The sequence below is a fragment of the Pseudomonas sp. Y24-6 genome, from assembly GCF_020295325.1.
In the GTDB taxonomy this organism is placed as follows: Bacteria; Pseudomonadota; Gammaproteobacteria; order Pseudomonadales; family Pseudomonadaceae; genus Aquipseudomonas; species Aquipseudomonas gregormendelii.
The window spans coordinates 124,004-147,790 of record NZ_JACBXG010000014.1 but is presented as its reverse complement, the minus strand read 5'-3'; the positions used below and the strand labels follow the sequence as shown (position 1 = coordinate 147,790).

Annotated in this window: 28 protein-coding genes and 1 tRNA gene; 13 read left to right on the top strand and 16 right to left on the bottom strand. The window is 59.7% G+C overall.

Going from position 1 to position 23,787, the window contains the following annotated elements; genetic code table 11:
• Positions 1-70: 70 nt before the first annotated feature.
• A tRNA-Arg gene (locus HYI44_RS24085) sits at positions 71-147 on the bottom strand.
• A gap of 275 nt (positions 148-422) precedes the next feature.
• On the opposite strand from HYI44_RS24085, the gene folD reads away from it, so the two are divergent.
• The gene (gene folD, locus HYI44_RS24080) at positions 423-1,277 is read left to right on the top strand and encodes a bifunctional methylenetetrahydrofolate dehydrogenase/methenyltetrahydrofolate cyclohydrolase FolD (protein WP_122839348.1); all 855 of its coding nucleotides are present in this window, start codon (positions 423-425) and stop codon (positions 1,275-1,277) included.
• Between the two features lie 238 nt (positions 1,278-1,515).
• The gene (gene pbpG, locus HYI44_RS24075; protein WP_122839349.1) at positions 1,516-2,454 is read left to right on the top strand and encodes a D-alanyl-D-alanine endopeptidase; all 939 of its coding nucleotides are present in this window, start codon (positions 1,516-1,518) and stop codon (positions 2,452-2,454) included.
• A gap of 52 nt (positions 2,455-2,506) precedes the next feature.
• Here the strand turns inward: pbpG and HYI44_RS24070 are convergent, their stop codons facing one another.
• The 3 genes from HYI44_RS24070 to HYI44_RS24060 all read right to left on the bottom strand — a co-directional run bounded on the left by HYI44_RS24070 (position 2,507) and on the right by HYI44_RS24060 (position 3,698).
• Positions 2,507-2,713, bottom strand: coding sequence for a hypothetical protein (locus HYI44_RS24070; protein WP_122839350.1), 207 nt, complete (start codon positions 2,711-2,713; stop codon positions 2,507-2,509).
• A 17-nt stretch (positions 2,714-2,730) separates the two neighbouring features.
• Complete coding sequence (locus HYI44_RS24065) at positions 2,731-2,937, bottom strand: DUF6021 family protein (RefSeq protein ID WP_122839351.1); 207 nt, start codon at positions 2,935-2,937, stop codon at positions 2,731-2,733.
• 89 nt (positions 2,938-3,026) lie between these two features.
• Positions 3,027-3,698 (bottom strand): peptidase C39 family protein, encoded by a 672-nt coding sequence (locus tag HYI44_RS24060; protein WP_201147136.1) that lies wholly within the window; start codon positions 3,696-3,698, stop codon positions 3,027-3,029.
• Between the two features lie 223 nt (positions 3,699-3,921).
• Between HYI44_RS24060 and HYI44_RS24055 the strand changes: the two genes are divergently transcribed.
• The gene (locus tag HYI44_RS24055; protein WP_163019420.1) at positions 3,922-4,077 is read left to right on the top strand and encodes a hypothetical protein; all 156 of its coding nucleotides are present in this window, start codon (positions 3,922-3,924) and stop codon (positions 4,075-4,077) included.
• Positions 4,078-4,145: 68 nt separating this feature from the next.
• Here the strand turns inward: HYI44_RS24055 and HYI44_RS24050 are convergent, their stop codons facing one another.
• Positions 4,146-4,895: a TerC family protein gene (locus tag HYI44_RS24050; RefSeq protein WP_045060158.1), complete on the bottom strand. Its 750-nt coding sequence runs from the start codon at positions 4,893-4,895 to the stop codon at positions 4,146-4,148.
• Between the two features lie 27 nt (positions 4,896-4,922).
• Positions 4,923-5,165, bottom strand: coding sequence for a hypothetical protein (locus tag HYI44_RS24045; RefSeq protein ID WP_045060157.1), 243 nt, complete (start codon positions 5,163-5,165; stop codon positions 4,923-4,925).
• 134 nt (positions 5,166-5,299) lie between these two features.
• Here HYI44_RS24045 and nhaR point away from each other — a divergent pair, with 134 nt between their 5' ends.
• Positions 5,300-6,199, top strand: a complete 900-nt coding sequence (gene nhaR, locus HYI44_RS24040; RefSeq protein ID WP_225570702.1) for a transcriptional activator NhaR — start codon at positions 5,300-5,302, stop codon at positions 6,197-6,199.
• A gap of 4 nt (positions 6,200-6,203) precedes the next feature.
• Here nhaR and HYI44_RS24035 read toward each other — a convergent pair whose 3' ends face one another.
• Entirely contained in the window at positions 6,204-7,358 is a 1,155-nt protein-coding gene (locus HYI44_RS24035) for an MFS transporter (RefSeq protein ID WP_045060155.1), read from the bottom strand.
• A 246-nt stretch (positions 7,359-7,604) separates the two neighbouring features.
• Here HYI44_RS24035 and sstT point away from each other — a divergent pair, with 246 nt between their 5' ends.
• Positions 7,605-8,837: a serine/threonine transporter SstT gene (gene sstT, locus HYI44_RS24030; protein ID WP_225570701.1), complete on the top strand. Its 1,233-nt coding sequence runs from the start codon at positions 7,605-7,607 to the stop codon at positions 8,835-8,837.
• Positions 8,838-8,989: 152 nt separating this feature from the next.
• Here sstT and HYI44_RS24025 read toward each other — a convergent pair whose 3' ends face one another.
• Positions 8,990-9,499, bottom strand: coding sequence for a DUF1993 family protein (locus HYI44_RS24025; protein ID WP_045060247.1), 510 nt, complete (start codon positions 9,497-9,499; stop codon positions 8,990-8,992).
• Between the two features lie 202 nt (positions 9,500-9,701).
• On the opposite strand from HYI44_RS24025, the gene HYI44_RS24020 reads away from it, so the two are divergent.
• Positions 9,702-10,349, top strand: a complete 648-nt coding sequence (locus HYI44_RS24020; RefSeq protein ID WP_122839356.1) for a YceH family protein — start codon at positions 9,702-9,704, stop codon at positions 10,347-10,349.
• A gap of 134 nt (positions 10,350-10,483) precedes the next feature.
• Here HYI44_RS24020 and HYI44_RS24015 read toward each other — a convergent pair whose 3' ends face one another.
• A complete protein-coding gene (locus HYI44_RS24015) occupies positions 10,484-11,302 on the bottom strand; it encodes a shikimate 5-dehydrogenase (protein WP_122839357.1) in 819 nt (272 codons plus the stop codon).
• 245 nt (positions 11,303-11,547) lie between these two features.
• Here HYI44_RS24015 and HYI44_RS24010 point away from each other — a divergent pair, with 245 nt between their 5' ends.
• From HYI44_RS24010 to HYI44_RS24000, 3 genes are all read left to right on the top strand, one after another.
• Positions 11,548-11,925, top strand: a complete 378-nt coding sequence (locus HYI44_RS24010; protein ID WP_122839358.1) for a hypothetical protein — start codon at positions 11,548-11,550, stop codon at positions 11,923-11,925.
• A 234-nt stretch (positions 11,926-12,159) separates the two neighbouring features.
• A complete protein-coding gene (locus HYI44_RS24005) occupies positions 12,160-12,354 on the top strand; it encodes a hypothetical protein (RefSeq protein WP_122839359.1) in 195 nt (64 codons plus the stop codon).
• Between the two features lie 100 nt (positions 12,355-12,454).
• Complete coding sequence (locus HYI44_RS24000) at positions 12,455-12,637, top strand: hypothetical protein (protein WP_122839360.1); 183 nt, start codon at positions 12,455-12,457, stop codon at positions 12,635-12,637.
• Here the strand turns inward: HYI44_RS24000 and HYI44_RS23995 are convergent.
• The 3 genes from HYI44_RS23995 to HYI44_RS23985 all read right to left on the bottom strand — a co-directional run bounded on the left by HYI44_RS23995 (position 12,634) and on the right by HYI44_RS23985 (position 14,969).
• A complete protein-coding gene (locus HYI44_RS23995) occupies positions 12,634-13,695 on the bottom strand; it encodes an AI-2E family transporter (protein ID WP_225570700.1) in 1,062 nt (353 codons plus the stop codon). The two genes, HYI44_RS24000 and HYI44_RS23995, sit on opposite strands and share 4 nt — an antisense overlap.
• A 237-nt stretch (positions 13,696-13,932) precedes the next feature.
• Positions 13,933-14,163 (bottom strand): hypothetical protein, encoded by a 231-nt coding sequence (locus tag HYI44_RS23990; RefSeq protein WP_225570699.1) that lies wholly within the window; start codon positions 14,161-14,163, stop codon positions 13,933-13,935.
• An 89-nt stretch (positions 14,164-14,252) separates the two neighbouring features.
• Entirely contained in the window at positions 14,253-14,969 is a 717-nt protein-coding gene (locus tag HYI44_RS23985; RefSeq protein WP_045060970.1) for a FadR/GntR family transcriptional regulator, read from the bottom strand.
• A 278-nt stretch (positions 14,970-15,247) separates the two neighbouring features.
• Between HYI44_RS23985 and HYI44_RS23980 the strand changes: the two genes are divergently transcribed.
• From HYI44_RS23980 to ampC, 3 genes are all read left to right on the top strand, one after another.
• Positions 15,248-16,591 (top strand): MFS transporter, encoded by a 1,344-nt coding sequence (locus tag HYI44_RS23980; protein WP_122839364.1) that lies wholly within the window; start codon positions 15,248-15,250, stop codon positions 16,589-16,591.
• Positions 16,592-16,613: 22 nt separating this feature from the next.
• The gene (gene gudD / locus HYI44_RS23975) at positions 16,614-17,957 is read left to right on the top strand and encodes a glucarate dehydratase (protein WP_225570698.1); all 1,344 of its coding nucleotides are present in this window, start codon (positions 16,614-16,616) and stop codon (positions 17,955-17,957) included.
• A 136-nt stretch (positions 17,958-18,093) separates the two neighbouring features.
• The gene (gene ampC / locus HYI44_RS23970; RefSeq protein WP_225570697.1) at positions 18,094-19,260 is read left to right on the top strand and encodes a class C beta-lactamase; all 1,167 of its coding nucleotides are present in this window, start codon (positions 18,094-18,096) and stop codon (positions 19,258-19,260) included.
• A gap of 61 nt (positions 19,261-19,321) precedes the next feature.
• On the opposite strand, the gene HYI44_RS23965 is transcribed toward ampC, so the two are convergent.
• Positions 19,322-19,870, bottom strand: a complete 549-nt coding sequence (locus HYI44_RS23965) for a DUF4174 domain-containing protein (protein ID WP_225570696.1) — start codon at positions 19,868-19,870, stop codon at positions 19,322-19,324.
• A gap of 211 nt (positions 19,871-20,081) precedes the next feature.
• On the opposite strand from HYI44_RS23965, the gene HYI44_RS23960 reads away from it, so the two are divergent.
• Entirely contained in the window at positions 20,082-20,552 is a 471-nt protein-coding gene (locus HYI44_RS23960) for a GNAT family N-acetyltransferase (RefSeq protein ID WP_122839368.1), read from the top strand.
• 12 nt (positions 20,553-20,564) lie between these two features.
• On the opposite strand, the gene HYI44_RS23955 is transcribed toward HYI44_RS23960, so the two are convergent.
• The 3 genes from HYI44_RS23955 to HYI44_RS23945 form a co-directional block, all read right to left on the bottom strand.
• Positions 20,565-21,350, bottom strand: coding sequence for a sulfite exporter TauE/SafE family protein (locus tag HYI44_RS23955; protein ID WP_225570695.1), 786 nt, complete (start codon positions 21,348-21,350; stop codon positions 20,565-20,567).
• A gap of 218 nt (positions 21,351-21,568) precedes the next feature.
• On the bottom strand, positions 21,569-22,783 hold the full coding sequence (locus tag HYI44_RS23950; protein ID WP_122839369.1) for an MFS transporter: 1,215 nt from the start codon (positions 22,781-22,783) through the stop codon (positions 21,569-21,571).
• A gap of 65 nt (positions 22,784-22,848) precedes the next feature.
• The gene (locus tag HYI44_RS23945; RefSeq protein ID WP_225570694.1) at positions 22,849-23,598 is read right to left on the bottom strand and encodes a hypothetical protein; all 750 of its coding nucleotides are present in this window, start codon (positions 23,596-23,598) and stop codon (positions 22,849-22,851) included.
• Positions 23,599-23,787 lie beyond the last annotated feature (189 nt).

The following is a 23,787-nucleotide window of genomic DNA, read 5'->3' as shown; positions in this document are numbered from 1 at the left end:
GTCACAATCCCGTGCTCTACCAACTGAGCTACGCCCACCATATCGCGCTACTTGTGCCAAAGCTGCCTAATGGCGCACCCGGCAGGACTCGAACCTGCGACCATCCGCTTAGAAGGCGGATGCTCTATCCAGCTGAGCTACGGGCGCCTTGTTAATCTGTACTCTTGGACGACTACAAACTAAGTGCTTTCCAGCCTCGCAGAATCGGAACTCCGCTCAACCTTCTTAACCAGTGCTAGGCTGTGCCCGACAAGTGCGACGAATAGTATAGACCGCCCCAAAGGGCGTCAAATCCTTTTTAAAAAAAATTCATTTAATTAAAGGGGTTAGAGGAATTTGCAGACCAAGCGCCTTTGCCCTCACCGCATGACATGCGAGAATGCGTTCTCTTTTTTTCCCCTCTCGATGGTTAATCACGCGCAATGACTGCACAACTAATCGACGGCAAATCGATCGCCGCCAGCCTGCGCCAGCAGATCGCCAAACGCGTCACCGAGCGTCGCCAGCAAGGCCTGCGCACGCCCGGTCTTGCGGTGATCCTGGTCGGCAGCGATCCTGCCTCTCAGGTTTATGTCTCGCACAAGCGTAAAGACTGTGAAGAGGTCGGCTTCCTGTCCCAAGCTTATGACCTGCCTTCAGAAACCACCCAGGAAGCACTCACCCAGCTGATCGATCGCCTCAACGACGACCCGGCAATCGACGGCGTCCTGCTTCAACTGCCCCTGCCGGAACACCTGGACGCTTCCAAGCTGCTGGAACGCATTCGCCCGGACAAGGACGTTGACGGATTTCACCCTTACAACGTCGGCCGCCTTGCCCAGCGCATCCCGCTGCTGCGCCCGTGCACACCCAAGGGCATCATGACCTTGCTGGAAAGCACCGGCGCTGACCTGTACGGCATGGACGCGGTGGTTGTAGGCGCATCGAACATCGTCGGTCGCCCGATGGCCATGGAACTGCTGCTGGCCGGCTGCACCGTGACGGTCACCCACCGCTTCACCAAGGACCTGGCCGGTCACGTCGGCCGCGCTGACCTGGTGGTGGTCGCCGCCGGCAAGCCGGGGCTGGTCCGGGGCGAGTGGATCAAGGAAGGCGCAATCGTTATCGACGTCGGCATCAACCGTCAGGACGACGGCAAGCTGGTCGGTGACGTGATCTACGAAACCGCCCTGCCCCGCGCCGGCTGGATCACCCCGGTGCCTGGCGGCGTAGGTCCGATGACGCGTGCGTGCCTTCTGGAAAACACCCTGTACGCAGCAGAAACCCTGCATGACTGATGGCATTGTGTGCCTTGCACGCTGAGCCAACAAACCCCGCCAATGGCGGGGTTTTTTGTATTCGCCGAACCCAACCTACCATTCGCCGGAAACCCGCTGTTTTGTACGCCTTTTCAAGGACTTTGACCTGTTATTTGATCAACCATCGACAGTTCTTCAGCCATACTCCTAAAATGCGTCGGTTTTAAGAAATAGCCCGTTACAAAACGGCTTATCCACCTCTTATGAGTCTGCCAGCGTGAAAATCCGTCTTTCCATCCTGACCCTGGTTTTTGCAGTTACAGGGACATTCATCACGCCATCGGTCAACGCCGCCGAAACCACCTCGGCGCCTCGGGATGCCACACAACTGAAGATCGCCTCCGGCAGCGCGTTGCTGATGGACATGCAGACCAACAAAGTCATCTATGCGAGCAATCCGGACGTGGTCGTGCCCATAGCTTCTGTCAGTAAGCTGATGACGGGGCTGGTGGTGGTTGAAGCGCGCCAGAACATGGACGAATACATCTCCATCAACATCAGCGACACGCCGGAAATGAAGGGCGTGTTCTCCCGGGTAAAGCTCAACAGCGAAATGCCGCGCCGGGAAATGCTGCTCATTGCCCTGATGTCTTCTGAAAACCGCGCCGCGGCCAGCCTCGCCCATCACTACCCGGGCGGTTACGTCGCGTTCATCGCCGCCATGAACGCCAAGGCCAAGGCCCTGGGCATGTCCAGCACTCACTTTGTCGAGCCTACCGGACTTTCCCCTCGCAACGTTTCGACAGCGCGGGACCTGAGCAAACTGCTGGTGGCCGCCCACAAGTACCCGCTGCTGACGACGCTAAGCACCACCAAGGAAAAAACCGTGTCGTTTCGCAAACCCAACTACACCCTGGGCTTTCGCAACACCGACCACCTGGTGAACAAGCCGAACTGGGACATCCGTCTGACCAAGACCGGCTTCACCAACCAGGCCGGACATTGTCTGGTGCTGGTGACGACCATGGGCAATCGCCAGGTCGCCCTGGTGATACTCGATGCGTTCGGCAAATACACCCATTTCGCCGATGCCAGCCGGATTCGCAGCTGGGTAGAAACCGGCAAGGGCGCGAACGTGCCATCGGTGGCGCTGCAATACAAGTCGGAGAAGAACCTGAAGAGCCGCCAGAGCGGTGTGGTCGAGGCGTCCAAGTAAACGCAGCCGCAAAAAAAAGCCCCGATCGTCCGGGGCTTTTTACTGCCTGCCATCAGTCGTTCGGCAGCGGCATCTGGTCATCATCCGGAATGCCATCTCCCGCACTTGGATCCCTGTGGTGCTCGGCCGGCGTCACCAGCGGACGCGCCATTGGATCGCGCAGTGGACTGTCCGGATCGAGGACGGGGTCTATATCGTCCTCAGGCGTAGTCGGGACACTGTCCGGACGCTTGTCATTGAAACTCGAATCGGTAGACATACGCACCTCACAGAAAATCAGGGTTTGAGGTCACTTAGCGGGTCGTAAGGCTTGGCCGGTGCCTTCTCGTTCTTGTTCGGATCCTTGTCCAGTGGCGCGATGGCGGGCCCGACGGGATCGACTTGCGGGTCTGCAGCGTCAGGCGAATCAGGATCAAAACCCAGGTCATCACCGGACGAATGCTCCGATGAATGCGGGCCGGCGGGAGTATTTGAATGTGCCATGGGCGCCTCCTTGGTCTGGCCCGGAAAACCCGGGCCTTGTACTTCAGAGGCTTGCGACGCGCGACGGTGCCCGGCAGATGACGAACGGACTACTGAGAGCCCAGCGCCCTCTTCGCCCGCGCGGCAGCTTGCTCCTGACCGGCCTGGGCCAGATCGTTCGCGGCCTTCAGCCAGCGTTGCTGATCAACATCGGCAGGGATCTGCTCCGGCTTCTGAAGCAGTACCGCCCAGCCGCCGCCGTCCTTGAACGCCGACTCGAATGAACTGAAGCTCATCAGGGTCCGGCGATCCATCCCGGCGCGCAACAGAACGGTCTGCTTCTGGGTGTTGTAGCCGGACAGAATGGCGTAGCGCGGCCCAGCCCAGAACGCCGAGCCTTCGTTGAACCGCACCATCACCGGATAACCGGCGGCCACCTGGGTGAGCAATGCTGGCAGATCGTCGTCCAGGGGGTAGACCACCAGGCCATATTCCCGGGCAAGGTTGACCATGTTCTGCTGCAGCTGAGCCTCGGCTGCCGGCAGACGCAGCGGCTTGTCGAGCAAACCGGGCGTGATCGCGATGCCCTGTTGCGACAGCAGGCTGGCCAGCACCTGCGGACCGCTTTGATGGGTCTGCCCGCGATAGAAGGTGCCACTGAGCTCGACCCGTTCCGGCAGCCGTTTGATTTGCGGCGAGACGCTGCCGGCGCAGCCAGTCAGGCTCGCAAGGCTCCAGGCGAACAGCGCTGCAGCCATAATTCGAGGAAATACCCGTACCATCATCTCTCTCTTGTTCAAATGCCGGCAATCGATCGACCGGCCAGGTCGTCGATCATAGGGCGACAGGCAGCCAGGGTATAGCCTCAAGTGCCAGTAGCGGCGCTTCGATAGAGCGAACTGGTTGGTGACAGGCGACCTTTGGTCAATAGCCTGCAACATGGCAACGGCTAGACTGTCATTTAGCAAGAGTGGTTGCCCGCAGCAGGGCAGAGAGGAGGCACTGATGAGCCTGGCAATGATCATACTGATGCTGGTAACCGGATGGCTGGCGGTCGCGGCCGCCATGCTGTGGGGCGTGCTGCGTATTGCCCGCCGCCATCATCACCCGGTGCAACCTGCACCCCTGGCGCAGCCCCGCAAAACCGTATCTGCGCACTGACTGGCCAGGGTTAAACAAACAAAAACGGCCGCCTGGTTACCAGGCGGCCGTTGCGTTTTCAGTCAGCGTCAAGCTTCAGCAGTCGCACGCTTCTGCTTGGCCCGTCGCGACATCATGTTCAGGCATTCGATCGTGGCAGAGAACGCCATGGCCGCATACACATAGCCTTTTGGAACATGGGCGCCGAAGCCTTCGGCGATCAACGTCATGCCGATCATGATCAGGAAGCCCAGCGCCAGCATCACCACGGTCGGGTTGTCGTTGATGAACTTGGCCAGGGGATCAGCCGCCAGCAACATCACCAGCACCGACACCACCACCGCGATGATCATGATCGGCAAATGCTCGGTCATGCCGACAGCGGTAATGATGCTGTCGATGGAGAACACCAGGTCCAGCATCAGAATCTGCCCGATGGCCGCCGCGAAGCCAAGCGTCACGGTGGAAGTCGCCGACTTTGGATCTTCCGGCGCCGGGTCCATGCTGTGATGGATCTCAGTGGTTGCCTTCCACAACAGGAACAGGCCACCGGCGATCAGGATCATGTCTTTCCAGGAGAACGCGTGGCCGAGGATTTCGATCACGGGTGCCGTCAACTGGACGATGAACGCAATAGTGCTCAACAGCGCCAGGCGCAGGATCAGCGCCATGCCGATACCGATGCGTCGTGCTTTTTGCCGATGCTGCTCGGGCAGTTTGTTCGTCAAAATGGAAATGAAGATCAGGTTATCGATGCCGAGCACGATCTCCATGACCACCAGCGTAGCCAGGGCAACCCAGGCGGTAGGGCTTACAGCAAGTTCTAAAAGATATTCCATGGGTCAGTCCTGACTCGTTGAGACGGTTTAGATTTCCTGGGACGAAGATTCAGTGTCGTCTTTTTCTTCGGCCGATGATTCTTTCTTGCTGATCAAACCGCCGGTGGCGTCGCTGATCGCTTGCTCTGCAGCTTTATGTGTATCGTCGATAGCCTGTTTGGCAGTCTCGGCGGCCTTGCCCATCAACTGCTGAGCGCTTTTTTCAGCCTGGTCGCAGCCCGCCAGTAACAGTAAAGACGCGACCAACAATGCCGTGGTTTTAAACTTCATCAAATTCCCTCGTTAGAACAAACGCAGCCAGTACAGTGGCCCGTTGATAGCGCTGCATTCTAGAGACCGAAACAGTTCAGTAAAATTCGTATTTTTGGCTGTTATACTTCGGTTTTAACGAACTGTTGATCAACATGCTCAATTATCGCCAGCTTCACTATTTCTGGGTCGTGGCCAAAACCGGCAGCATTGTGCGCGCCTGCGAACAGCTCAACCTGACGCCGCAGACCATCAGCGGGCAGATCTCGCTGCTGGAACAAACCTATGGGATCGAACTGTTCCAGCGCGTCGGCCGGCAGCTGGAGCTGACCGAAGCCGGGCGCCAGACCCTGCCATTCGTCGAGCAAATGTTCCAGCTGGGGGGCGAACTGGAGCTGATGCTGCGCGCCCAGCCCAACGAACAACAGATTCTGTTTCGGGTAGGGGTGGCGGACGTGGTGCCCAAATCCATCGTCTACCGCCTGATCGCGCCGACCATGGAGTTGAGCGAGCCGATGCGCATCACCTGTCGCGAGGACAAACTCGAACGCCTGCTCGCCGACCTGGCGATCCAGCGCCTGGACCTGGTGATCTCCGACAGCCCCATGCCTTCGCACCTCGACATCAAGGGCTACAGCCAGAAACTCGGGGAGTGCGGCATCAGTTTCTTCGCCACTGCGCAATTGGCGGCGCTATACGGCCAGGATTTTCCCCGCAGCCTTCACGATGCCCCGCTACTGATTCCCGGGCCGGAAACGGTGGTGCGCAGTCGCTTGCAGCGCTGGTTCGCCGAGCAGCAGATACAGCCAAGAATTGTCGGCGAGTTCGATGACAGCGCGCTGATGCAGGCCTTCGGGCAATCCGGCAGCGGGATTTTCATCGGCCCCAGCGTGATCGCCGATGAAGTCAGACGCCAATATGGCGTGGAGGTGATCGGCCAGACGGACGCGGTCACCGAGTCGTTCTACGCCATCTCGGTGGAGCGCAAGGTCAAGCACCCCGGTATCGTTGCGATTACCGAAGGCGCCCGACGCGAGCTGTTTCCCGGGGTTTAACCCCTCAGGCGCAAACTTCCCTGGGTTTGAAGGTCATCAGGGCGATGGCCAGCAGGATCGAGGCAAGGATAAACGCCGCCCCGGCGAACCCGAGGCCTTGCAGGCCAACGCTGTCGATCACGCGACCACCTACCATGGCGCCCAGGCCGATGCCGAGGTTGGCCCCGGCAATGTTCAGCGACGCGGCAAACGCTGGCGCTTCGGGGGCGGCCTTCATGAGCCGAACGTGGCTGACCAGGAACAACGCAGCCTGGGTCACGCCCCAGATCCCCATCGCCGCCGCCAGGCCCAGGGTCGAATGAATGTTCGGCACCAGCGTCACCATGCCGGCAATCATGAATGCGCAAAACATCACCGAAGCAATCAGCGGATGGCGATCCACGGCACGGCCGCCCAGGGAGTTACCGATCAGGCCGACCGCACCAAAGCCCATCAGGCACCAGCCGACCAGGGTGCCGTTGAAACCGGCAAGCCGCTCGAGGATATCCGCCAGATAGGTGTAGGCGGTAAACATGCCGCTGAACACCAGGATCGACAACAGCACATGGCCGATCATCAACGGGCTGCGCAGGATCTTGAATTGCGAGCGGAAACTGACCTGGTGCTGATGCAGGCTGGTCCTGGGCAGGTAGATAAACAGCAGCAATGCCTTGGCAAACGCGATCACCGCCAGAATGCCGAAGGCACTGCGCCAGCCGAACGCATCGGAAATCAGCGTGCCCACCGGGATGCCAAATACAGTGGCGCAGACGATGCCAAAGCCGATCTTGGCGATTGCCCGCCCGGCGAAGTCAGGGCCCACGATGTCCACTGCAGTTTCACTGGCCAGTGCCCAAAACACCGGCAGCCCCAGCGCCGGAATCAGGCGCGCAGCGGCCATCACCCAGATGTTGGGGGCAAACGCGGCAAGCGTGTTGGCCAGGCCAAACATGATCAATACCGAAATAAACAATTTTCGCCGTTCGAACCGGGCGAAGTACGCGGTCAGGAACGGGCCGAATGCAGCGACCGTGAAGGCGAACAGGGTCACCAGAAGGCCCGCTTGCGGGATGGTGACAGCCAGGTCTCGAGCGATTGCCGGCAACAGGCCGACGATGATGAACTCCGTGGTCAGCACGGTGAAACCGGCGGCCGACAACAGAAGGATGGGCAACAGCATGCAGAACTCCAGGAAAACGACGACACCAGCGCTAGCCCGAAGGCCCACTGGCAGAACTTGAAAATGAGGATGGGCCATCCTACCAGAAGTGTTTGCGCACCGGGATGCACGAACCTGCAAAACCGGTTGAACAACCGTCACAGGCCTGAAGGATCGAGCCTGCGCTGTGATAAAGTCCGCGCCCCGCGATATGCACACCCTGTTCGTCGGCTAGCCCGCACCTAAAAAATCAGAGATGCCCGCTTTATGACCCCTTCATCCCCTTCCCTGCTGCACCGCCTGAAAAGCACCGGCCTGGTTACCCAAATCATCATCGGCCTGATCGCCGGCATTGCCCTGGCGCTGCTCGCGCCGGACGTGGCGAAGTCCACTGCATTCATCGGCAAGGTATTCGTCTCGGCGCTGAAAGCAGTCGCGCCGATCCTGGTGTTCGTGCTGGTCATGGCGTCGATCGCCAATCACAAGCACGGCCAGGAGACTCACATCCGGCCGATCCTGTTCCTGTACCTGCTGGGCACATTCGCTGCGGCGGTGGTCGCGGTCGTTGCCAGCATGATGTTCCCGTCGAGCCTGGTGCTCTCCACCCAGGACGTGGCTGTAACGGCCCCTGGCGGCATCGGCGAGGTATTGCAGAGCCTGCTGTTAAGTGTGGTGGACAACCCTGTCAGCGCGCTGATGAACGCCAACTTCATCGGCATCCTGGCCTGGGCGATCGGCATGGGCGTGGCCATCCGCCATGCGGGCGACACCACACGCGAAGTACTGGGCGACCTGTCCAACGGCGTGACCCTGATCGTGCGCATGGTGATCCGCTTCGCCCCGCTGGGGATTTTCGGCCTCGTGGCCTCGACCCTGGCCACCTCGGGCTTTGGTGCCCTGGTCGGCTACCTGCACCTGCTGGCGGTCCTGCTCGGTTGCATGCTGTTCGTGGCGCTGGTGATGAACCCGGCCATCGTCTATTGGAAACTGCGTCGCAACCCTTACCCGCTGGTGCTGATGTGCCTGCGGGAAAGCGGCATCACCGCATTCTTCACCCGCAGTTCGGCGGCTAATATTCCCGTGAACCTGGAGTTGAGCAAGCGCTTGGGCCTGCACGAAGACACCTACTCGGTCTCGATCCCGCTGGGCGCGACGATCAATATGGCGGGTGCGGCGATCACCATTACCGTCCTGACCCTGGCTGCCGTGCATACGCTGGGCATTGCCGTGGACATACCCACCGCCATTCTGCTCAGCGTGGTCGCGGCCATCTGCGCCTGCGGCGCCTCGGGTGTGGCCGGTGGTTCGCTACTGCTGATTCCGCTGGCCTGCAGCCTGTTCGGCATCCCGAGCGAGATTGCCATGCAGGTGGTGGCGGTCGGTTTTATCATCGGGGTGATTCAGGATTCGGCGGAGACTGCATTGAATTCGTCGACGGATGTCTTGTTTACTGCGGCCGCTTGCCTGGGTGAAGAAGAGAAGGCTCAGAGACTGGCGTAAAGCTGGACAGCAAAAGATCGCAGCCTGCGGCAGCGCCTACCGGGTTAACACAAATCCACTGTAGGCGCTGCCGCAGGCTGCGATCTTCTGACTTTAAAACTAAAAGCCCGGCAAGGCGCAAACCTTGGCGGGCTTTTTTGTGCCTGGGCAGCTTAGAACGCGCCCATGTAATCGCGCTTGCCCACTTCCACACCGTTATGACGCAGCAAGGCGTAAGCGGTGGTGACGTGGAAGAAGAACTGCGGCAAGCCGTAAGTCAGCAGGTAGGCCTGGCCGGTGAAGCGCTTCTCTTTAGGCGTGCCCGGACGCGTCACGATCTCGATACCTTCCTGGCCGTTGATCTGCTCGGGTTTGATTTCGCCGATGTAGCCCAGCACCTTGGTCAGCAGCGCTTGCAACTCGGCGAAGGTGGTTTCGGTATCTTCGTACTTCGGCACTTCAATCTCGGCCAGGCGCGAGGACACGCCCTTGGCGAAATCGACGGCGATCTGCACCTGGCGCACCAGCGGGAACATGTCCGGGAACAGGCGCGCTTGCAGCAGCGCGTTCGGGTCGATGTTCTTTGCGCTGGCGTGGGCTTCAGCTTTTTTCAGAACGTCGCTCAGGGCGGTGAGCATTTGCGTGAAAACCGGGATGGAGGCGTCGTACAGGGAAATGGTCATGGCAGTCTCGTGTGATGACAGTAGGGAAACGTGGGGGCGATTATAGCCTTGGAACGGATCGACACGCTGATGTGCATGCATGCGTGTCCATTGGCCACTGCCGCAGATTCGGGATAGTCTCTTTAGCGCAAGATTCCCGGCTCGATTGATATGGGGATGAGTCGTGGTTGCCGACCCGACTGCCAATTAGGGATAGAAAAAAATGAGCACTGAACAACAAACGACCCTCGACGAACCGCGGCTCAACAGCACGGAAATCCGCATCCTGGGCTCGTTGATCGAGAAACAGGCGACCAGCCCGGAAACCTACCCGCTGACGCTCAATGCGCTGGTGATTGCCTGCAACCAGAAAACCAGCCGCGAGCCGGTGATGAACCTCACTCAGGGCCAGGTCGGCCAGAGCCTGCGCGCGCTGGAAGGTCGCGGCTTCACCAAACTGGTGATGGGCAGCCGCGCCGACCGCTGGGAGCATAAGGTCGACAAGGCGCTGGAACTGGTGCCGGCACAAGTGATCCTGGCGGGACTGTTGTTTCTGCGCGGCCCGCAAACGGTCAATGAACTGCTGACCCGCAGCGGTCGCATGCATGATTTCGAAGACGCCGAGCAGGTAGTGCATCAACTGGAACGCCTGATCGCACGCGGGCTGGCGCTGCTGATCCCGCGCCAGGCGGGACAGCGCGAGGACCGCTACATGCACGCGCTGGGGGATCCGGCGGACATCGAGGTGATTCTGGCCGCACGGCATAACCCTGCGGAACGCGGCTCGAGCGGTGGCGTTTCGGTGGAAAGGATCGAAGAGCTGGAAGCGCGGATTGCCGCGCTGGAAGAGCGCCTTTCCCGCCTGGAATAACCTGACGAATGTATTTCCTGACTTGAACACCCGGAAAATGCGTTCCCCTGACTTGAACAACACGGAAGATGCGTTTTCCATGTAGGGCGCATTGCACCCTATCAATAGGTGGATGACGCCCCCGCGCGGGCACGTCAGCTGCGTGCGAACTCTACCGCCAGGCGAAACTGCTCATCCGTCGGCCGCACGCCGGTGTATAGCACGAACTGCTCCAGCGCCTGGATGGCGATCACTTCAAGCCCTGTGATCACTCGCTTGCCCTCGGCACGTCCGCGCACGATCAGCGGCGTTTCCGAGGGGATTGCCACCACATCGAAGATGGTTTGCGCTTTTTCAATCGCATCTGCCGCAAAGGCCAACTGCTCCGCTTCCGGCCCACCAGTCATGCCGATCGGCGTGACGTTGATCAGCATCTGTGCCCGCTCATTTCCCAGCTCTGCTTGCCATTCATAGCCCAGCGAAGTGGCCAGGGCGCGCCCGGCCTGTTCGTTGCGGGCGACGATCAGGCCATTGCCGTAACCGCCATCGCGCAGCGCACTCGCCACCGCCTTGGCCATGCCGCCGCTTCCGCGCAGGGCGAAGGTTGAATCCTTGGGCACCTGATGAGTTTCAAGCAGCTGCGCAATGGCGATGTAATCGGTGTTGTAAGCCTTGAGGTGGCCATCGGTGTTGACGATGGTATTGATCGACTGGATGGCCGCAGCCGATGCGTCCAGCTCATCGACCAGGGCGATGCAGGCCTCCTTGAACGGCATCGACACCCCGCAGCCACGGATGCCCAACGCGCGAATGCCGCCCACCGCACCAGGCAAGTCCTGGCTGCTGAACGCCTTGTAGTAAAAATTCAGGCCCAACTGCTCGTACAGATGATTGTGAAAGCGCAGGCCAAAATTCCCCGGACGCCCCGAAAGGGACATGCACAGCTGGGTATCTCGGTTGGGGTTCATCTGCATGAAAAAATCTCCATCAAGTGCACTTTCAGATGGACGGGATTGGCCATTCCATCCTGTTCTGTTCGATCATAAAGGTCAGCGTTCGCTTGGGAACGGGACCGTCGGCAAGCCGTTACAGACCTTACACAAAATTTACCCAGCGGCTGTGCTGATTTTGCAAAAAGTGCTGTCTTAGATGTATCCCCGCGACGATCCTTGGGTCTATTGCAGACGCGAGCGCCGGGTCGAAAAACCGAGGAATTATCATGATCCGTAAAATCTCCACAGTGGCCCTGCTGATCGGCGCTCTCGCGATCACAGGACAATCACAGGCCCATGGCGGTGGTGGCGGTTGGCAAGGTCCAGCGGTATTTGGTGCGATCGTGGGCTCGGCCATCGTCGGTTCGGCCCTGATCAACGCCAACCGGCCGGTGTATGTGCAGCAACCGGTCTACGCCCAACCACAGCCGGTTTATGTGCAACAGCCGCCACCGGTCTATTACCAGCCGGCGCCGGTCTACGTTCAACAGCCGGTCTACTATCAGCCAGCGCCGGTGTACTACGGTCCACCCCGCGGCTACTACGGTCCACCGCGCGGCTATTACGGCCCGCCCCGTGGTTATTACGGCCGCCCGCACTACTGATAGACCCATCAGGCCCCGCCTCGAAAACGGGGCTTTTTTGTGCCCGCTGATCGGCTCAGGTCTGGATCGATTTTGCCGAGGTCGCTGTCGGAACAGCGCTTGCAAGCAAATTCGGCAAGATTGACTCGATCCTCTTTCCCCATTTTGGATAAAACAGTCATATTTATGTCATGTCAGGTCCGCAAGCTTGGGCCTGTCCGCCAATAACAGGTTGATAACAACAAGGACGACCTCATGCCCACACAGAATCCGCATCGCAATGTCGGCCTGTGCACCTCCAGCAAGGTGTATGACACGCTGACCGAACTCAAGCACCTGGAAGGCCACCGCAACGCCAAGTTCCTCTCGCTGCTGACCGAAAACCTGGTGCGCAAGGGGGTGCTCAATGAGCAGGAAGTGGTGCATATGCTGGACCTGGTGGTCGACTGAACGCAGCACACACTGGCGTCAATGACGACTATCGAGAGCGTTGATTGTTCCTGTCGGCGCCGGGCCCGTAAGGTAGCTCCATCGATTGATGGAGGTATTTATGTCCCAGGTCCAGATCATGTCCGTAGTTGGCAGCGCAGTCCCCGCCCCCTTGAGGGAGCTGGGTCTGCTGGCCTGTTGGTATCTTGTGCAGGACGGTGAGCCAATCAGCGGCCCGCTGACTTCACTGCCGGCCGCACAGGCGTTGTCGCAACGGATCGACCATGGCCGCCTGAATGCTTAAGGCAATTGCACCCGCGGCTTGGTTTCACTGAAGATCGCCCAGCTCGACATGAACAGCGCGGCGATCAGTGGCCCGATCACAAAGCCATTGAGGCCGAACACCGCCATGCCGCCCAGGGTTGAAATCAGGATCATGTAGTCCGGCATCTTGGTGTCTTTGCCCACCAGGATTGGACGCAGTACGTTGTCCACCAGGCCGATGACGAATACCCCGAACAACCCCAGTACCACGCCCTGCCAGATCGCCCCGGTCAGCAGGAAGTAAGCGGCCACCGGCCCCCAGACAATGCCCGCCCCCACCGCCGGCAACAGCGACAGAAACGCCATCAGCACCGCCCACAGCAACGCACTCGGAATATCCAGAAACCAGAACATCAGTCCCCCCAGAGCGCCCTGCGTGACAGCCACCAACAGATTGCCTTTAACGGTCGCGCGCACCACGCGATTGAACTTGAGCTGCAGCCGGCGTTTCTGGTGTTCCTGCAGCGGCACTGCCGCGCGAACCTTGCGCGCCAGCTCGGGACCGTCGCGCAGGAAGAAGAACAGCAGGTACAGCATGATGAAAAAGCTCACGACAAACTCAAACGTGCCCTGGCCAAAACTGAAGGCCTGGGATGCCAGGACCTGGCCCCCGGTCATGGCGCTCTTCACCAGTTTTTCCCGCAAGCCGTTCAACTCGCCCATGCCGAAGCGGTCGAGCTGGTGCTGGAAGTAGGTCGGCAGGCTGTGTTTGAACTGGGCCACATAGGCCGCAATATCCAGCTCGCCGCTTTCCACACTCTTGTAGAACACCGCGCCTTCCTGCACCAGCAACGCACTGATGATGATCACCGGCAAAATCGCGATCACCAGGCACACACTCAGGGTGCACAGCGAGGTCACGTTGCGCTGCCAGCCGAATTTCAACTGCAGGCGGCGCTGCAAGGGTGCAAACACAATTCCCAGAATCACCGCCCAGAACACCGCACCGTAAAATGGCAGCAGGATCCAGATGAAGGCGGCGGTGACCACGAACAGCAGTATCACCAACGATTTATTCTGTAGCGTCTTTTCGTTCATGTCCGATCCATGTCAGTCCACAGGCCGCAAGTTCGCGACCTGATGCTTAGTCCACCACGGTCCGCGCGAGTGCCATCCGTTTGTGGATAAAGCATAGATGGAGATCGATAGACCCCGAGGGACTTACAACCCCGCCGCCGCCCAGGCATTTTCACCCAAAAAAAAGCCTGACAGGCAGATGCCGTCAGGCTTGCGAATACAACGACTGATTAATCCGGCACGGTCGCCTGGTGCCGTTTAGCGACGATCATCTGACAGCGGCGAAGGTTCATCCGCTGGCGGCATGTCTTCGTCCGCAGTGGGGTCCATCCAGTCTTCAGGACGATCCGCATCCGCCTCGGACGGATCCCGCGAGGGGTCCATGCCAGGGGGCGCATCGTGATCCATCAACGGCTCATCCGTGTCGGGCATGGGTCTGGCGGGGTCGGTGTCGGGGGTTGTGCCGGGGAAGTTCGTTTCGTTAGCCATGACGCACCTCATTGATGAGGTCCAGCAAATCTGGGCCGTACTTGTTGGAAAGGGGTTCGGGCGCCGCGTGCTGTCGGCGAGACGGACGGTCAGGTGTGATCGGCGAGAAAGCGGTCGCGACTGTTGGTCAGGTGCAACCACATGGCAGCGCGCGCCGCGTCAGTGTCCTGGCGTTTGATCGCATTGAGGATTGCCTCATGCTCAAGGTTGGCCAGCAGGCCCAGCTTGCTCAAGTCCGCCGCGCCGCGTTCGGCGGCGTTGACCCGGGTTCGAGGAATCATCGCGTTACCCAGGTGCTGCATGATTTCACTGAAGCAGGCATTGCCGGTGGCTTCGGCGATCAGCAGGTGAAAACGCCTGTCGGCTTCAACGCAACTGTCGTTATTCGCCAGCAAGCGCTGGTAGTCGTCGAGCGCTTGGCGCATTTGCACCAGGTGCTGATCCGAACGGCGCATAGCTGCCAACGCGGCGGCCTGGGTTTCCAGCCCCATGCGCAGCTCCAGGATGCTGCGCACCCCCAGCGCGGTATCGACGTTCAATCGCAGGCCCTGCTGCGTCTCACGCTCCAGCACAAAGGTACCGATGCCGTGACGTGTCTCAACATAACCCGACGCCTGCAGCTTGGAGATTGCCTCGCGCACCACGGTGCGACTGACCCCGTGTTCCTGCACGATCGAGTTCTCGGACGGCAGCTTGTCCCCTGGCTGCATCTGCCCCAGCAGGATGCTCTGGGTCAGCTTGGCGACCAGGTCATGGGCCAGGTTATGGGTGCGCTTGCGAGCGGGTGCTTCAAGGTCTTCTTGCATGGCGTCATCCGAAAGCGGAACTGCTGCAATCGTAGCACTGCGCTGCTCGGGAATCTCTGGAAAAGACAGTTAGCTTGTATGACAACACTCAACCAAAGCCTCGTAAATAGCTCATTACAACGCCAACACCTCCGCTAAAGATTAAAAAATACCACGTGCTTCTGCCAATTTACTGAGCAGAACACCTTGCAGACGTAAAAATAGCAGTTGTATGATGTCTATCAACAACGCAACAGGAAGCTCCACCCCGCATAAAAATAATCAGTGGGAGAACATCTGTGAAATCATCCATACACGGGATGAACCAGGCCGCCGATCCGGTCCTGAGTTCCGCCATCTCGAAAGTCAAACGCCACGTCTTGCCGCTGTTCGTCATCATGTTCATCGTCAACTACATTGACCGGGTAAACATCGGCTTCGTCCGCGCCCACATGGAACACGACCTGGGCATCGGCGCTGCTGCCTACGGCCTTGGTGCCGGCCTGTTCTTCATCGGTTACGCGCTGTTCGAAGTCCCCTCCAACATCCTCCTGCAGAAAGTCGGTGCACGTATCTGGCTGACCCGCATCATGCTGACCTGGGGCCTGGTAGCCGCATGCATGGCATTCATCCAGAACGAAACCCACTTCTACATCCTGCGATTCCTGCTGGGCGTAGCCGAAGCCGGATTTTTCCCCGGGGTGATTTACTACTTCACCCGCTGGCTGCCAGGCGTGGAGCGCGGCAAAGCAATCGCGATCTTCCTCAGCGGCTCAGCCATTGCTTCGCTGATTTCCGGCCCTCTGTCGGGGCTCCTGCTGCAAATCAACGGATTGGGGATGCACGGCTGGCAATGGATGTATTTCATCGAGGGCATGTTCTCCGTCTGCCTGTGCGTGTTTGTCTGGTTCTGGCTGGACTCCAAACCGCACGACGCCAAGTGGCTGAGCCGCGACGAACAGGATGCACTGGTCAAGGCCATCGACGATGAACAACTGGCTCGCGAAGCAGCAACGCCGATCAAGCCGTCACTGGGCAAGCTGCTCAGGGACCGCCAGATCATCCTGTTCTGCGTGATTTACTTCTTCATCCAGCTGACCATCTACGCCGCGACCTTTTGGCTGCCGAGCATCATCAAAAAGATGGGCGACCTCAGCGACATCCAGGTCGGCTTGTTCAACTCGATCCCCTGGTTACTGTCGATCATCGGCATGTATGCCTTCGCGTCTCTCTCAGCCAAATGGAAACACCAGCAAGCCTGGGTGGCTGCCGCGTTGCTGATTGCCGCCGCAGGGATGTTCATGTCCACCACTGGCGGGCCGATCTTCGCCTTCGTCGCGATCTGTTTCGCGGCACTGGGTTTCAAATCGGCTTCGTCGCTGTTCTGGCCGATCCCCCAGGCCTATCTGGATGCACGGATCGCTGCCGGGGTGATTGCCCTGATCAACTCGGTGGGCAACCTCGGCGGCTTCGTCGCGCCCACCACCTTCGGCCTGCTGGAAGAGCACACCGGTTCGATCCAGGGCGGGCTGTACGGCCTGGCCGCCACCTCGATCATTGCCGCGATCATCGTCTTCGCCGCACGCAACACACCCAAGCCCGCTCCCGACGTTGTACTGGACCCTGCGCCCAACCACGCCTGAACCCGGTCATAAGGACAAGAAAATGCACGCACAAGACACCGCAAAAGCCCCGATCATTACCAGTATGCAAGTGGTGCCGGTAGCAGGCCACGATGGCATGCTGCTCAATCTGAGCGGCGCCCATGGCCCGTTTTTCACGCGCAATATCGTGATCCTCAAGGACAATGCCGGGCACACCGGGGTCGGCGAGGTACCCGGTGGCGAGCGTATTCGCCAGACGCTGGAAGACGCTCGCTCGCTGGTGGTGGGGAGCCCGATCGGCACCTATCAGAAGATCCTCAATCAGGTGCGCCAGACATTCGCCGACCGCGATGCCGGTGGTCGCGGTCTGCAGACTTTCGACCTGCGCATCACGATCCACGCGGTGACCGGCCTGGAAGCCGCTCTGCTGGACCTGCTTGGTCAGCATCTGGAAGTGCCGGTCGCCGCCCTGCTCGGCGAAGGTCAGCAGCGCGATAAAGTGAAGATGCTCGGGTATCTGTTTTACCTGGGTGATCGCACCGAAACGGACCTGGCCTACCGCAGCGAACCGGATGCGGATAACGACTGGTTCCAGGTGCGTCACGAAAAGGCCATGAGCACCGACGCGGTGGTCCGCCTGGCAGAGGCCGCCCATGCGCGGTACGGGTTCAAGGACTTCAAGCTCAAGGGCGGCGTGTTGTCAGGGGATGAGGAAATCGAAGCCGTGACGGCCCTGGCCGAACGCTTCCCTGACGCACGCATCACCCTGGACCCCAACGGTGCATGGTCGTTGAAAGAAGCGATTCGCCTGTGCAGGGATCAGCATCATGTGCTCGCTTACGCCGAGGACCCTTGCGGAGCGGAAAACGGCTATTCGGGCCGTGAAGTGATGGCCGAATTCCGCCGTGCCACGGGCTTGAAAACCGCCACTAACATGATCGCTACCGACTGGCGGGAAATGGGCCATGCGATCCAGCTGCAATCGGTGGACATCCCCCTCGCCGACCCGCACTTCTGGACGATGCAGGGCTCGGTCCGGGTGGCGCAGATGTGCCATGAGTGGGGCCTGACCTGGGGCTCGCACTCCAACAATCACTTCGATATTTCTCTGGCGATGTTCACCCACGTCGCGGCCGCCGCGCCGGGCGACATCACCGCCATCGACACGCACTGGATCTGGCAGGACGGCCAGCGCTTGACCAAGGCGCCTCTGCAAATCGTCGACGGCTGCGTGCAGGTGCCGAACAAGCCAGGGTTGGGGGTTGAGCTGGATGAGGATCAATTGGCCAAGGCTCATGAGCTTTATAAAGGAATGGGCCTGGGTGCGAGGGACGACAGCGTGGCGATGCAGTTTCTGATTCCGGGCTGGAAGTTCGATAACAAGCGGCCGTGTCTGGTGCGCTAGGGCTTTTTGGCGGTGTACAGATCCGTTTCCTGGGCTTGCGCGTAGTGACACCTGTGGGAGCAAAGTGTTGCTTGCTCAGGATTCACTCCCCACCCAGCCTGTACACTGTGCAAAACACCAAGGACAACCACACCTCATGCACACCTCCAGCCTCAGCAAAACCCTGGCCTGCAGCGCATTCGGACTCCTCCTCGCCACGACCCACTGCATCGCCGCCGCGCCCTCCGATCAACAAATCGAAGCGACCGTGAAGGCCGCCGTGACCCCCGTCATGCAGCAACAAAACATCGCGGGCATGGCGGTAGCCGTCACCTACAAAGGCCAGGCGCATTATTTCAACTTCGGTGCAGCCTCCAGGGAAACCGGCAAGGCGGTCACTGAAAACACCTTGTTCGAGATAGGCTCACTCAGCAAAACCTTCACCGCGACCCTGGCCGCCTACGCCCAGGCCAGCGGCAAATTGTCCCTGTCGACAAAGGCCAGCCAGATTCTCCCGGCATTGCAAGGTAGCGCCTTCGACAACATCAGCGTGCTGCAACTGGGCACGTATACCGCCGGTGGTCTGCCGTTGCAGTTCCCCGAAAATGCCGACTCGCCAGACAAGATGATCGGCTATTTCCAGCAGTGGAAGCCGACCTATGACGCTGGCAGCCATCGACTATATTCCAACCCAAGCCTGGGGCTCTTTGGCTATCTGGCCGCGCAAAGCATGGGGGCGCCATTTGACCAGTTGATGGAACAGACCGTGCTGCCAAAACTGGGCCTTTCCCATACCTGGCTCAAAGTCCCAACGGCCGAAATGGCACTGTACGCCCAGGGCTACAACAAGGAGGACAAACCCGTCAGAGTCGGCCCGGGAGCGCTCGATTCCGAGGCGTACGGGGTCAAAACCAGCGCCGTCGACATGCTGCGCTATGTCGAGGCAAACATGCGGCCGACGAAGCTGGAAGCGCCGATGCAACAGGCTATCGCTACCACCCACACCGGCTACTACAGCGTCGCAAACATGACTCAGGGGCTGGGTTGGGAGCTGTACAGCTACCCCATCACACTCGACCAGCTACTGGCCGGGAATTCAACGGAAATGGCGATGCAGGCGCATCAAGTCAAGTGGCTTAACCCCCCGCAACCACAGCCGCAGAATGTACTGATCAACAAGACCGGCTCGACTGGCGGCTTTGGCGCCTATGCGGCGTTCGTGCCCTCCAAGGAGATAGGCATCGTGATTCTTGCGAACAAGAACTTTCCAATCCCCGACAGGGTCAAGATCGCTCACTCGGTTCTGGGCGTGCTGGCACACTGATCGAAACTACCTTTCGTGTGAACACTAAAATGGGCGACCTGTGCAGGTCGCCCATTTTGTTTCAGTCGTCGGGCATTTCAGGCGGCTTGGCGGGTTTAGCCGGTTTGGCAGGTTTCGCGCCCTTGGCGCCCTTGGCCGGCTCGGCTTCGACCGGTGCCGCCACCGCCGCTGCCGCCGCTTCTTTTTCAGCCATCGGCATGGCATCGATAGTGCTGAAAATCTGCTTCAGGTCTACCGTCCCCAATTGTTCAAGCTTCTTCTCACCATCCTTGCCCACAAGAATGACCTTGGTCTGCGCCCCTGCCCCCATCTTCAGTGCACGAATCAGCGCCATCGTACTTTGCGGGTCGAGGTCTTTGCCCTCTCGCTGGCCCATGGTGTTGATCACCGAATAAAGCACCATGTTGCGGTCGGTGAAGCCTTTTTTGTTGTCGGGCTCTTCCAGGGATTTTTTCAGGCTGACCCACGTCGGGTCCACCGTGCTGGGCGCGATCACGATCAGCGGACGCGAGCGGCCCTTGTCCATGTCCAGCGGTGAATCGCCGTCAGCGGCGAGCAAGGGGCCGGCGAGTACCAGCAAGGTAGTCAGGGTCAAAGACCTGATGAGCATGCGCATCTCCTTTTGTAATCCACGCTCTAATGATTGCGCATCGCGGTGATTGTTCCGGGTGACGCACCGCAATAATGTTTCGCCTTGTTCAAAGCTTAGGTCAGGGCGATTATTGCGCAACCGCCATCCTGTGCGCAGTTGATGACTTGAAACGAACATTCTATGGTCAGCGCACGACAAGCCAGCGTCATGAAAAGGAGCTTCAAGCGCCATGCAAATCGACTACCTGTGCGACCACCCAGCACTCATCCCCGAGTTGGCCGAACTCAATTTCAACGAGTGGGGTCAATACCGTCCCGGCGACACACTGCAAGCCAGAACCGTGCGCATGCGGGCGGCCTGTGGCAAAGGTGCAGTGCCCTCGGTTGTGGTCGCCATTGAAGGTGCACAATTGCTCGGCGGCGCCCTGCTGATCGACAGCGACCTCGACTCCCGCCCGGATCTGACGCCGTGGCTGGCTGGAGTGTATGTGAAGGTCGAGCATCGCGGCCGGGGCATTGCCTCGGCGCTGGTGAACCGAATTGTCGACGAAGCGGCAGCACTGGGCATTGCCGAGTTGTATCTCTACACCGATCAGGCCCAGTCGCTGTATGCCAGGCTGGGTTGGGAAGTTGTCGAGCATACGGTCGATGACGAGGGGCTCGACATCACTGTGATGAAGCGTCTGATCCAAAAGGCCTGACGCACGGCTCACTCAGAACGCCAATTTGTAACCGATCAATACCAGCATGGTCGCCAGGCAAGGTCGCAGCACTTCATCGGAGATCCGTCCGGTGAGGTGACTGCCCAGCCAGATGCCCGGCAGCGAGCCGATCAACAAATAGCCCAGCACGTGCCAGTCCATGTTGCCCATGCTCGCGTGGCCAAGACCGGCGACGAGGGTCAGCGGTACGGCGTGGGCGATTTCGGTGCCCACCAGGCGCCGGGTTGGCAGCAGTGGATAGAGTATGAACAAGGCCACGGTGCCCAGCGCGCCAGCGCCGATGGACGTCAGTGCGACCATTGTGCCAAGGAACAAACCGGTGATGACAGTCATCACATTGAGGCGCGGACCGCTCGGGTTGTAGTTGCCGCCAGCTCGTTTGTGGGCGAAATCGAGCAGGCGTTTCTTGAAGAAAATTGCCAGTGCCGTCGCGAACAGTACGAAACCCAGGGCCTGTTTGATAACGGCATTCATGGCATCCGGAGAGCTGTGCAGCGTGCTCAGGAACCACAATGTCATGACCACTGCCGGGACACTGCCGAGGGTCAGCCAGCCGGTGATCGCCCAGTCGATATTCTTGTTTTTGCGGTGAACCAGAACACCACTGGATTTGGTGATGGCCGCGTACAGCAGGTCAGTGCCGACCGCTGTGGCGGGATTGACGCCGAACCACAGCAGGATGGGAGTCATCAACGACCCGCCACCGACGCCGGTCATGCCGACAATAAAACCCACTACCAAGCCTGCAACGACTAACCCGAGGTTTCCAAAGTCCATAAATCGCCCAAACAAACCGCAGGAAAAAACTGGCCCGCAGCATAGCGATTTTTCTTATAACTACTTATATCAATGCGGACTATGGTTATATCGATTCGGCAATGATGTTGAATGGCGGACCGCTATCGCGAGCAAGCTTTGCTCTCACAGGGGGTGCGACGCAGGCAGCCGTGGCAGGCAAGCGTTGCGCCCACAGAATGAGTTCGGATCATTGCAGGTCAGTGCGACCGCCGCCCCGGCTTGAAGCTGTAATGGCTATTAACAAAAACCGTAGCAAACGCCACCAGCGACAAAATCAGCAACGCCCAGGGAAACGCCATCGCGCCCACCCGGTCCAGCAGCAGACCACCGAACAGTCCGCCCCCGGCAATGGCCACGTTCCAGGAAGTCGTCAGCATCGCCTGCACCACATCAACGTTCTCCCCCGCAGAATCTGCAGCCGCCGTCAGCAGCAACGTTGCCGACCCGCCAAATGACAGACCCCACACCGCCATGCAGCCATACACCACCCACGGCGACGACGCAGCCATGGCCAGCACCAGCGCGGTAAGCGAAAAAACCGCGAGGCTGATCAGCGCCAACCGGCGCAACCAACGGTCCACCAGCAGGCCAATCACCCAGATACCCACCAGAGAACTGACACCGAACACCAGCAGCACCAGGTCCACCCGTTCACCCAGACCCGCCTGGGTCAGGAACGGATCGATGTAGGTGTACAGAATGTTATGCCCCAGCATCCATGTCAGCACCACAAACAACACAGGACGCACGCCCTTCATGCTGAACACCTTGGCCAGGGGCAGGCGCTCGGTGTCGGGCTGGCCGGGACGGTCCGGCACGGCGACCATGATCCAGGCCGCCAGCAGCAGCGCCAGGGCCGACATGATGCCGAACGAGGCGCGCCAGCCAATCAGGTTACCCAGCCAGGTCCCGGCAGGCGTGCCGAGCGACAGCGCGACCGGGGTGCCAAGCATCGCGATCGCCAGCGCCCGACCTTGCAGGCGCGGGGTGACCAGGCCCCGGGCGTAACCGGCCATGATGCCCCACGCCAGGCCCGCGGCCATGCCCGCCAGGAAGCGCGACACCAAGGTCAGCCCGTAGTGACTGGAGAACGTCGTGACTGTGTTGAACAACAGAAATCCGCACACCGTCATCATCAGCACTCGCCGACGCCGCCAGCCGCGAGTCGCCACAGTCAGCGGAATGGCCGCCACGATCGAGCCAAGGGCATAGAGCGTTACCAGCTGGCCGGCCCACACTTCGCTCACCTGCAACCCGGCGCCGATCTGCGTCAGCAACCCGGCCGGCAGGGTTTCGGTGAGCACGGCGATAAAACCGGTCATGGCGAACGCCAGCAGCGCAGCGTAAGGCAGCTTTTCGCTCTTGGCAGAGTGTTCGGTGCGCGCACGTTCGACGGCGGCCTGGTCTGTCATGAAGGTTGCAGCTCCCTTTCAAGCGAGATAAATTGTATACAACTTCACGCTGTAACTGACTCGGATCACTGCACCGGTAAAAAATTCAGAAACAGCAGGCTCTGCGCGTAGTTCAGGCCGATCCGTCGATATCGCTCGTCGAGCATCTGGGTCAACAGGTCCAGGCGCGCAACGATCTTGCCGAATTCCACGGCAAAACTCAGGTTGCTGCCCTCCTCCGAGATCTCGTTTGAAAACAGCAAGGGTCCGCCCTGGGGGTTCTGCCGCTGACTGAGGATCCAGGTGGCTTTCTCGATGTTGCGCGCGGCGTTGTTGACGAAGGTCGGATTGATCGCATCCGTCATGTAGAACTCCAGCCGGTCACCGTGGGCCGTCACCAGCATGCTGCCGATGGCATAGATGAACGCACCGACCCGGTCGCCGAGAAACTCCGGACTCATGGCATAGCTCAGCGCCGCCAGATCCTTCCTGCCCCCCAGGGTGGGCAGCGGTTGCTGCTGCTCGATCGCCATGCGCACCTGTTTTTCGGCAATTCGAGCGTCGAGAAAGCCGGACTTTTTCAGCTCGTCGGGGTTGCGCAGGTACAGCTTGTTCATCAGCAGGTAGAGGCTGTCGAGGTTGTCGCGCATGGTCAGGGTGGCCATGCGGTCGACGCTGGTCTGGAGAAATTCCTGGGGTTTGCCTTCGCGAAACTGGCTGATGACGTCCCGTCCCTGCTGCTGGCTGCAACCGGTGACGAACAGCAGCGTCATGCAGGCGATCAGCCAGCGTTGGCCGCGGATGTGCGCGGTGATGAGGGACAACAATTGGGCCATGAATTTTGCGACTTGGGCATTGGCCGGCGGTGGGGATCGCCGCGGGCAGGCCATGGATAGAGCCGCGAATGCTGAAAAAGTGCAGTGCCGACGGTCCGTAAACCTGCACAAAGGATGCGCCACTCAACAACGTCCACCGGCTGCGGTAGCCTGGAGCCTTGCAGCAATGAACCTCATGCCATTCATGCT